This is a genomic window from Streptomyces sp. NPDC057474, from assembly GCF_042802555.1.
GTDB lineage: Bacteria > Actinomycetota > Actinomycetes > Streptomycetales > Streptomycetaceae > Streptomyces.
This window is the reverse complement of the sequence record NZ_JBHVDX010000128.1, coordinates 18,486-28,425: the sequence shown is the minus strand read 5'-3', so window position 1 is coordinate 28,425 and position 9,940 is coordinate 18,486. Positions and strand designations below refer to the sequence as shown.

At 70.2% G+C, this 9,940-nt stretch carries 6 protein-coding genes; 5 read left to right on the top strand and 1 reads right to left on the bottom strand.

Features of this window, described 5'->3' with window-relative positions:
- Positions 1–110: 110 nt before the first annotated feature.
- Positions 111–290, bottom strand: a complete 180-nt coding sequence (locus ACFU53_RS29570; protein WP_383998865.1) for a hypothetical protein — start codon at positions 288–290, stop codon at positions 111–113.
- Positions 291–895: 605 nt separating this feature from the next.
- On the opposite strand from ACFU53_RS29570, the gene ACFU53_RS29565 reads away from it, so the two are divergent.
- From ACFU53_RS29565 to ACFU53_RS29545, 5 genes are all read left to right on the top strand, one after another.
- A complete protein-coding gene (locus ACFU53_RS29565; protein WP_383998862.1) occupies positions 896–4,834 on the top strand; it encodes a nitrate- and nitrite sensing domain-containing protein in 3,939 nt (1,312 codons plus the stop codon).
- Between the two features lie 9 nt (positions 4,835–4,843).
- Entirely contained in the window at positions 4,844–5,257 is a 414-nt protein-coding gene (locus tag ACFU53_RS29560) for a roadblock/LC7 domain-containing protein (RefSeq protein ID WP_030667329.1), read from the top strand.
- A 111-nt stretch (positions 5,258–5,368) separates the two neighbouring features.
- Entirely contained in the window at positions 5,369–5,767 is a 399-nt protein-coding gene (locus ACFU53_RS29555) for a DUF742 domain-containing protein (protein ID WP_383998859.1), read from the top strand.
- Positions 5,748–6,323 (top strand): ATP/GTP-binding protein, encoded by a 576-nt coding sequence (locus ACFU53_RS29550; RefSeq protein WP_383998857.1) that lies wholly within the window; start codon positions 5,748–5,750, stop codon positions 6,321–6,323. Before ACFU53_RS29555 ends, ACFU53_RS29550 begins: the two co-directional genes overlap by 20 nt.
- Before the next feature lie 398 nt (positions 6,324–6,721).
- A complete protein-coding gene (locus tag ACFU53_RS29545; RefSeq protein ID WP_383998855.1) occupies positions 6,722–9,940 on the top strand; it encodes a nitrate- and nitrite sensing domain-containing protein in 3,219 nt (1,072 codons plus the stop codon).

The following is a 9,940-nucleotide window of genomic DNA, read 5'->3' as shown; positions in this document are numbered from 1 at the left end:
CGCCCGGCTCGTGCCGGGCGCCCTTCGCCTCGTCCTCACCGGAATCCGCTGATTCTTCACAGGAACCGACTTGAGCGGTTGGCGGATTCGGCGCGTACTTGAGCGTGCAACTACTCCACCGTCTGGACCGGGACCGTCATCAGGACCGTCCGGCGGGGGTTGGCGGTCACGGAGGGGAGGTCGACGGAGTGCTCCTGCTCCGGCGTGCGCAGGTCCTCGGCGTCAGCGAGGTGGGCCAGCGTCGTGCGCCGGGGGTTGGCTATCGTGCGGAACATCGTCGTCGTCTTCACTGTTGTCCTGGACCTCGTCGTGTGCGGGCGCCGGGCGGACCGCAAGGGCCGTCCCACAAGCGCGGGTTGTCGGATTCGCCATCCCTGTAAAGCGTCAGGCTAAACATCTGATTCCCGGGTCAAGTCGTGAAGAAGGCATGATCGGCGTGTGAGTTTGCTCACTCAGTCATGGGTAAAACGGGCAATCCAGGCCATTGATCCGCCCCCGCGAAACGGACATTAGTTACCTGAAGCCCGCATTCCGCTCCTGATCATGGCGACTGGGACACCCTGCTCACGCCACTGGATCGCACGGATATGCCCGCAATATCCGGAAACACCATCCACGCCTGGTGACGCAGCCCTCACGTACTGTCACAGTGAACAGACCGTTACCCATTGGCCTTGTTGGAGATCCGGCACTGTGCTGGAATTCCACGGACCGCCGCAGGATCGTGCCGGCGCGCAGAGGCGCAGATCAAAAGCGCCTGGCGGCGGTGGAAGGGGGAGCCAGCGCCGGTCACTCACGACCACCAATTGGGGACGTATTCAGGGCGTCCCCGAAGACGCCGACACCGTCCCGCCGTTCAAGCGGTGGGGCGCCTGGTCCAGAGGTTGCGACGCTAGTGCAGGGACGTTTCAAGAGGGATGGCAGCGCTTCGGCGGAGCCGGAGCCACACAGCGGAGCCGGCAACGGTTCCTCCCCCCAGCACGCCCAGAACCCGGGTCCGGCGGAGATCGGCGACGGCGGGGAGCGCTCCGGGCGCCCCGGCGCGTCAGTTCCTCCCACGCCGCCCGGGAAGCCAAAGGGCGGTACCAAGGCCGGCGCCGGAGGCGGCTCCCGAATAGCCCTGCGCAACTGGCGCATCTCGACTCGCCTCGTGTCGCTGCTCGCGCTTCCCGTGGTGGCGGCGACCTCGCTCGGTGCCCTGCGCATCGGCGACAACGTCGACGACATCCAGCAGCTCGACAACATGCGGCTGCTGACCGACATGACCAAGCAGGCGACCGAGCTCGCCGCCGCGCTCCAGCAGGAGCGCGACCTGTCCGCCGGTCCGCTGACGCACGGCCTGGACGCCACCGACTTCACCGTCAAGGGCACCCGCGAGAAGACGGACCAGGCCCGCGTCCAGTTCACCGACGCGACCCAGGCCGCCGAGACCGCGAACACCACCACGAAGATGCCCGGTGTCCGCGACAGTCTCGTCCGGGTCGTGCGCGAGCTCTACAACCTCAGCAGCATCCGCAAGAACGCCTACGTGGACCCCAAGAACTCCACACAGACGGTCGAGGCCTACCACCGCCTGATCGCCCAGTTGCTGGATCTCTCCACGGACATGGCCGAGGCCACCAGCAACCCGGACATGATCAAGCGGACCCGTGCCCTGGCTGCGTTCTCCTCCGCCAAGGAATACGCCTCCGTTCAGCGCGCGGTCATCGCGGCGGCCCTGCCCGAGACCAACGACAAGGCCGGCAGGCTCTACGAGAACGACCGGCTGTACGCGAACTCGGCCCTCTCGAACGAGGAGTCCGACCGCAGCACCTTCTCCGACATCTACGGTTCCGGTGCCGAGGAACTGACCAAGCCGATCGACGACGCGAGCCCCACCATCGAGGCCGCCGACGTCTACGCGGACCGGGTGCTCGCCAGCGCGGGCGGTCTGGGCGGGCAGGACAAGCGCTCGTACAAGGACTGGACCGACGACTCCTCGGCCAAGATCGAGCAGATGAAGAAGATCGAGGGCTCGCTCCTCGAGGAGATGGAGCAGACCGCTCGTAATCTCCGTGCCGACGCCGAGCAAGAGGCGATCATCTCCGGTGCGCTGATCCTGCTCGTCCTCGGTGTCTCCCTGGTCGGCGCGTTCGTCGTGGCCCGCTCCATGATCCGCTCGCTGCGCCGACTGCAGGACACCGCGACCAAGGTCGCCCAGGACCGGCTGCCCGAGCTGGTCAAGCAGCTGTCGGAGTCGGACCCGCAGGACGTCGACACCTCCGTCGAGTCGGTCGGTGTGCACTCCCGGGACGAGATCGGCCAGGTGGCCGCGGCCTTCGACGACGTGCACCGCGAGGCCGTCCGCCTCGCCGCCGAGCAGGCCCTCCTCCGGGGCAACGTCAACGCGATGTTCACCAACCTCTCGCGCCGCTCCCAGGGCCTCATCCAGCGTCAGCTGTCGCTCATCTCCGAACTGGAGTCCCGCGAGGCCGACCCGGACCAGCTGTCCTCCCTGTTCAAGCTCGACCACCTCGCCACCCGCATGCGCCGTAACGGTGAGAACCTCCTCGTTCTCGCCGGTGAAGAGCCCGGCCGCCGCTGGACCCGCCCGGTCCCGCTGGTCGACGTGCTCCGCGCCGCCGCCTCCGAGGTGGAGCAGTACGAGCGCATCGAGCTGTCCTCCGTGCCGACGACCGAGGTCGCCGGCCGCGTGGTCAACGACCTCGTGCACCTCCTCGCCGAGCTGCTGGAGAACGCCACCTCCTTCTCCTCGCCGCAGACCAAGGTCAAGGTCACCGGTCACGCGCTGCCCGACGGCCGGGTGCTGATCGAGATCCACGACACCGGTATCGGCCTCTCCCCCGAGGACCTCGCCGCGATCAACGAGCGGCTCGCCTCCCCGCCCACCGTGGACGTCTCGGTCTCGCGCCGCATGGGTCTGTTCGTGGTCGGCCGGCTGTCGCAGCGCCACGGCATCCGTATCCAGCTGCGTCCGTCCGACTCGGGCGGTACGACCGCGCTTGTCATGCTTCCCGTCGACGTGGCGCAGGGCAACAAGAAGCCCACCCCGGGCAAGCCCGGCCAGGGCGTTCCCTCCACCGGTGGTCCGGCCGCCGCGCAGGCCGCGGCCGGTGCCGCCGCCGCGCGTCGCCAGGGCGGCAACCAGTCGGGTCCGCAGCTCGGCGGCGGCCCCTCCACCGGTGGCCTTCTCGGTGCCCCTCCGCAGCGTGGGCAGGTCGGCGCGGGCCAGGGTCCGCGGGCCGCGCTGCCCGGCAACCCCAGTGGTCCGGGCGGGCTCGGCAACCCGGGTGGTCCGCGTGGGCCGCAGGGTGGTCCGCCCGTACCCCCGCAGGGCGGCAGGCCGGCTCCGGCGGGCGCCGGTGCCGGTGGGTTCGGCGGCGGCGGTGCGTTCGGCAACGGTCAGGTGCCCGGTGCCCCGCAGGGCCTGCAGGCCGCCGGGACCGGTGGCCCCAACAACTTCGAGAGCTTCGACGACACCGCACGCCAGGGCGGCTTCCCGGGCGGCGGCTCGGGCCTGCGCCCGGCCGGCGGTCCCGGTGACGCCGGTGCGGGCCGGCCGGGCGGGGCCGACCGCGGCCCCGGCGCCGTGCCGCCGAAGCACGGCAAGGAACGTTCCGGCAGGCGCCGTCCGCAGCTGCCCGGCCGCGGTGGCCCGCGCGCCGAGCTGCCCGGTGGCAACTCCCCGTCGCGGACGCCGAGCTGGAGCGACGACAACGCGCAGCCGCCGGCGCCGCGCGCCTCGCTGGACGCCCCGCGCGGCCACGAGGAGCAGCCGGACGTCACCGCGCCGATGCCGCGCGTCGACCCCAACCAGGCCCCGGGCTCGCCCACGGACTTCCCGCGTTCCCCGCGAGCCGACTTCGACAGCCAGCGCCCCGGCGCGGGCGCGCCGCAGGACGGCACCGGGTCCTACCTCCGCTCCGACGTGTTCGGCGGGGCCGGTGCTCCGCCGGCGCCCACCGGTCCGTCCCGGGGCGCCCCGCAGGACCCGTCGTCCACCGGCCAGTTCGCCACGCCGGGCTACGACGGCTCCAGCACGGGCCAGTTCCCGGCGCCGGGTCGGCAGAACCCGCAGGACACCGGCCAGTACGGTGCTCCCGGCGGCCGCCCGAACCCGCAGGACCCGGGACAGTTCGGTGCGCCCGGCCGGCAGAACGGCCAGGGCACCGGGCAGTACAACGCGCCGGGTCGGCAGAACTCCCAGGACACCGGCCAGTTCGAGCGGCCGCAGGTCAACGGTGAGAGCTTCGGTGCGCCCCGCCCGCCGGTGCCGCCGCAGCGTCCCCCGATGCCCCCGCAGCGCCCCGCGCGCCCGCAGGAGCCGGAGGCGCTGCCGCCGGCGACGGGTCCGATGGACGGCCGTACGCCGCTGTACGACACGCTGGAGACCAACTGGTTCCACGGTCAGGGCGGCCAGAACGGCCAGCAGTCGGACCATCAGCAGGGCAACGGTTCCGCTCCGCAGCAGCCGGCCGCCCCGGCTCCCCAGACTCCGGCCGCTCCTCAGCGTCCGGCGACCCCCGCCGCGCCCGCTTCCCCCACCTGGCGCAGCACACCCAACGACGACCTGGTCCGCCAGGCCGAACGTGCCCGTCAGCCTTCGGCGGGCGGGGTCACCACCTCCGGCCTGCCGCGCCGGGTCCCGCGCGCGAACCTCGTGCCGGGCACGGCTCAGCAGCAACAGCACCAAACCGGTCCGCAGGTCTCGCGTTCGCCTGACGACGTACGCGGCCGGCTGACCAATCTCCGTCGGGGCATCGCGCAGGGTCGACAGGCCGGTACCGGCCAGACCGGCAGCTTCCCGAGCCCCACTCACCAGCAGGAGCGTTAGTTGAGCCAGATGAGCCAGGCGGCACAGAACCTCAACTGGTTGATCACCAACTTCGTGGACAACACCCCCGGGGTGTCCCACACCGTCGTCGTCTCCGCCGACGGTCTTCTTCTGGCGATGTCGGAAGGCTTTCCGCGCGACCGTGCCGATCAGCTCGCGGCCGTCGCCTCCGGGCTCACCTCGCTCACGGCCGGGGCGTCCCGGATCTTCGAGGGCGGGGACGTGGCCCAGACCGTGGTCGAGATGGAGCGCGGTTTTCTCTTCCTGATGTCCGTCTCCGACGGATCGTCCCTGGCCGTCCTCGCCCACCCCGATTGCGACATCGGCCTGGTCGGTTACGAGATGGCGCTGCTGGTCGACCGCGCGGGCGCCGTGCTCACGCCCGACCTGCGCGCCGAACTCCAAGGCAGTCTGCTCCACTGACGCCTGCGGATCCACAGAACTCACCAAATCACCGTCCGGCCGACACAGTCCCCCCACCGGCCCCCGCCAGACGGCACGACTGACCGACTTGCTGTCCCGCTCGGAGGATCAATGACCCCGCCCACCGCTCCTCACGATCCGTACGCAGAGCCGTACGGAGACGAGGGCGACCAGCCTCTGGTTCGGCCGTACGCCATGACCGGTGGCCGGACGCGGCCGCGTTACCAGCTCGCCCTCGAGGCGCTGATCAGCACGACGGCAGACCCCGCGAACCTGATGGGGCTGCTCCCCGAGCACCAGCGGATCTGCCACCTGTGCCGCGAGGTGAAGTCGGTGGCCGAGGTGTCGGCCCTGCTGTCCATGCCGCTCGGTGTGGCACGGATCCTTGTCGCGGACCTCGCCGAGGCCGGACTCGTCGCGATCCACCAGCCCGGTGGCGACGAGAGCGCCGGTGGCGCGCCGGACGTGACTCTGCTGGAAAGGGTGCTCAGTGGACTTCGGAAGCTCTGAAGCGGGGCGGGCCACCACCTCGGCCAAGATCGTGGTGGCGGGCGGCTTCGGCGTGGGCAAGACCACGTTCGTCGGGGCCGTCTCGGAGATCAACCCGCTGCGTACCGAGGCCGTGATGACGTCCGCGTCCGCGGGCATCGACGACCTCACCCACACCGGAGACAAGACGACCACCACGGTCGCCATGGACTTCGGCCGCATCACCCTCGACCAGGACCTGATCCTGTACCTGTTCGGCACCCCCGGCCAGGACCGCTTCTGGTTCATGTGGGACGACCTGGTCCGCGGCGCCATCGGCGCCATCGTCCTCGTCGACACCCGCCGCCTCGCCGACTGCTTCCCGGCCGTCGACTACTTCGAGAACAGCGGCCTGCCCTTCGTCATCGCCCTCAACGGCTTCGAGGGGCACCAGCCGTACACGCCCGACGAGGTGCGCGAGGCACTGCAGATCGGGCCCGACACCCCGATCATCACGACCGACGCCCGCCACCGCTCGGACGCCAAGTCGGCCCTGATCACCCTGGTCGAGCACGCGCTCATGGCACGGCTGCGGTAGGGCAGAGGGACCGAAGTACCACGCCTGGGCCCAAAACGGGACCCGAGTCCACAACGTCATACGACGGTTGCCGTAGTTACACCGAAGCCGGCTGTGTCCTTTGACACGGTCGGCCTCGGCGTTCATAACGTTTCGACAGAGAAATAGGGTGGTACGACCACGCGTCGCGGTCGATCAGTACCGCTGCGCTCACCATGGCCCCGCTTTTTGCCGGGGCTCGCTCTTTATGACCGTTTTATCTGGGACTTACATCACGCGGAATCGTTGCCTCCCAGTGTTTGGAAGTCCCCAGCGTGACGTGCTGGAATGCCTGAACTGCCCATTAGTCAAAGACGTACTAGGGCGTGGAGTCACCCGCGGCACGACGTAGGTGCCGGCGCCGAGAGGTTGTTGGTCGAGTGAGGCGAAGCAAGAAAGGTCCCGAGCCGTCGGCGCGGGGCAACTTCACCCCGCCGCCGCGCGGAGCGGCACCCGCACAAATGACCGGACCGGAGCCGACGGCAGCGCCCGCGCCCAGCGGCAGTCGTCTCTCCCCCCGCAACTGGCGTGTACCCACCCGCCTGAACGCGATCCTCCTCATACCCGTGCTGGTCGGCCTGATCATGGGCGGCTTCCAGGTGAAGGGCTCGATCGACACCTGGCAGGAGGCGCGGGACGCCGAGAAGGTGGCCAAGATCGTGGCCGCCGCCGGTGTCTACGCGGAGGCGCTACTCAACGAGCGTGACATCTCCGCCCAGCCACTCCTGAAGGGCGAGCGGGACAGCGAGGTCGTCAAGGACGCCCGCGCCTTCACCGACGAGAAGGCGGACGCCTTCCACGCGGAGGTCGTCGGGATGCCCGCCGGGCAGGGCCTGGAGCGGCGTCTGCGCCTGGTGGAGGAGGCCGAGCCGTCGCTGGAGAAACTCCGGCAGACCGCCTTCACCCGGGCCGCCGACCCGGTACAGACCGAAGAGGGCTACGTCACCGTCGAGCACCTCCTGGCGGAGTTCTCCAACGAGCTCGGCCTCGGTACCGGCAACATCACCGCGTACGGCCGTACGGTCTACGCGGTCACTCTCGCCAAGGGTGCCGCCTCGCTGCAGCGTTCGATCGGCACCCACCTGCTGGTCCGCCCCAGTGAGGACGAGACGGTCTTCCGTCAGCAGGTCACCGCGTTCACCTCATACGCCTACCTGGAGAACATCGCCGTACAGGAGTACATCTCCGGTGGCACCGAGGCCGACGCCGCGCGCCTGGAGTCGGTCATGGCGCAGAAGACGGAAGAGGGCAAGAAGCAGGCCGCCGAGACCGCTGCCGGCAACGCCGACTACAAGGCGCCGCCGGACACCATGCTGAAGATGATCCAGCTGATCGGCAGCGGCGCCTCACCCGAGCAGCTCGCGGCGCAGGGCGTCACCTACCAGAACTGGATGGCGGCCTCCACCCTGAAGTTCGAGGGTTACAGCGAGGTCGAGACCGAGCTGATCAACCGCGCGGTGGCCGAGGCCGGCCAGATCGCCTCCGACGCCCAGCGCGACGCCTACATCAACGGCGCCATCGTCATCGTCGCCCTGCTCGCCGCGTTCATCATCGCCGGGATCATGGCCCGCCAGATGAGCCGCGCGATGCGCCAGCTGCGCAACGCCGCGTTCGGCATCGCCGAGCAGCGTCTGCCGATGCTGGTCGACCAGCTCTCCCGCACCGACCCCGGCCGGGTCGACACCCGGGTGGCACCGATCCCGATCACCTCCACGGACGAGATCGGCGAAGTCGCCCGCGCCTTCGACCAGGTCCACCGCGAGGCCGTCCGGCTCGCCGCCGAGCAGGCTCTGCTGCGGGGCAACATCAACGCGATCTTCACCAACCTCTCGCGCCGCAACCAGTCGCTGATCGAGGGCCAGCTGACCCTGATCACCGACCTGGAGAACAACGAGGCCGACCCGGACCAGCTGGAGAACCTGTTCAAGCTGGACCACCTGGCGACCCGTATGCGCCGCAACGGCGAGAACCTCCTGGTCCTCGCCGGTGAGGAGCCCGGCCGTCGCTGGGACCAGCCGGTCCCGCTGGTCGACGTACTGCGCGCCGCCTCCTCCGAGGTGGAGCAGTACGAGCGCATCGAGCTCTCCGGCGTCCCGGAGGCCGAGATCCACGGCCGCTCCGTGACCGACCTCGTGCACCTGCTCGCCGAGCTTTTGGAGAACGCCACCACGTTCTCCTCCCCGCAGACCAAGGTCCGTGTCACCGCGACCCGTCTCCCCGACGGCCGCGTGATGATCGAGATCCACGACAAGGGCATCGGCCTCACCGCCGAGGACTTCGCGGACATCAACCACAAGCTGGCCAACCCGCCGACCGTGGACGCCGCGATCTCGCAGCGCATGGGTCTCTTCGTGGTCGGCCGGCTGTCCGACCGGCACGGCATCCGCGTCCAGCTGCGCCCCTCGGGCGAGCAGGCCGGTACGACCTCGCTGGTCATGCTCCCGGATGTCATCACCCACGGTGGCGGTGGCGAACAGCAGCAGCCGGCGGCCGACCAGTTCACGGTCTCGCAGATCATCCCGGAGCAGCAGCACGCGTTCCAGCAGCCGGCCGTGGCCCCGATGCGGACCGCCGCCGAGCTGGGCTTCGACGACAGCCGCTACGAGGTTCCGGACGACATCCGCGACCTGGACCCCGTGGGCCGCTCGCTGATGCGCGATGAGCGTCGCGCGGCCCTGGAGGCCCAGGCGCACCCGCAGCTGCCCCCGGGCCAGACTCCGCGCTACGGCGACGACTTCCAGTCGCCCGAGCCGTCCTATGACAACGGCGCGACGGCGTATGTGGACCCGCAGCGGTCGTTCGACCAGCAGCCGTCGTACGAGGAGCCGCAGCAGCCGTCGTACGACGAGGCGTACTTCGGTCCGGGCAACAACGGTGCGGCGAACGGCAACGGGCACCTGCCGGGCGGGAACGACCCGTTCACCGCTACCGGCGGTTACCCTGAGCCCTCCTATCCGGAGTCCGTCCAGGGGGAGCACGCGGCGGCCGCCGCGAACGCTTCGGAGACGTACACGGGCTTCGAAGAGCCGTCCTATCAGGACGACTGGCCGCAGCAGCAGGACTACCAGAGCTCCTACCGCTCCGAGTACGCTCCGGAACCGGAATCTGCGCAGGCCGCTGACGTGAAGGAGCCGGACCGCGTAGGCTTCGACCGTCCGGGACCCACCCCCTCCGCCGGCCACGCGCTGACCGACGCCGGCCTGCCCCGCCGCGGATCCACCGCGAGCGCGGGCGGCACGAGCGCGGGCGCCGTGAACGGACAGCAGGAAGTGGCCCAGGACCAGCCGACGGCCGGGGGACCGAACGGCGACTGGCGCTCGGCCAACGACGCGCGCTGGCAACAGGCCTCCCAGCTGAAGAAGCCCAAGGCGGGCGGGGTCACCTCCTCCGGCCTGCCGCGGCGGGTGCCCAAGGCCAACCTGGTCGAGGGCGCCGCCCAGACGACCCCGCAGGGAGGTCCACAGATCTCCCGCGCTCCCGAGGACGTCCGGGGCAGGCTGAGCAACCTGCGCCGGGGTGTCGAGCGGGGACGCAACGCAACCAGTGAAACGAACGGTCAGGGCTTCGGTCCTGACAGCACCTACAACCAGGAGCGTTAG

Coding starts and splice junctions, on each gene's coding strand:
- ACFU53_RS29560 (WP_030667329.1), top strand. CDS start 4,844: ATGAGCCAGGCGGCACAGAACCTCAACTGGTTGATCACCAACTTCGTG.
- ACFU53_RS29555 (WP_383998859.1), top strand. CDS start 5,369: ATGACCCCGCCCACCGCTCCTCACGATCCGTACGCAGAGCCGTACGGA.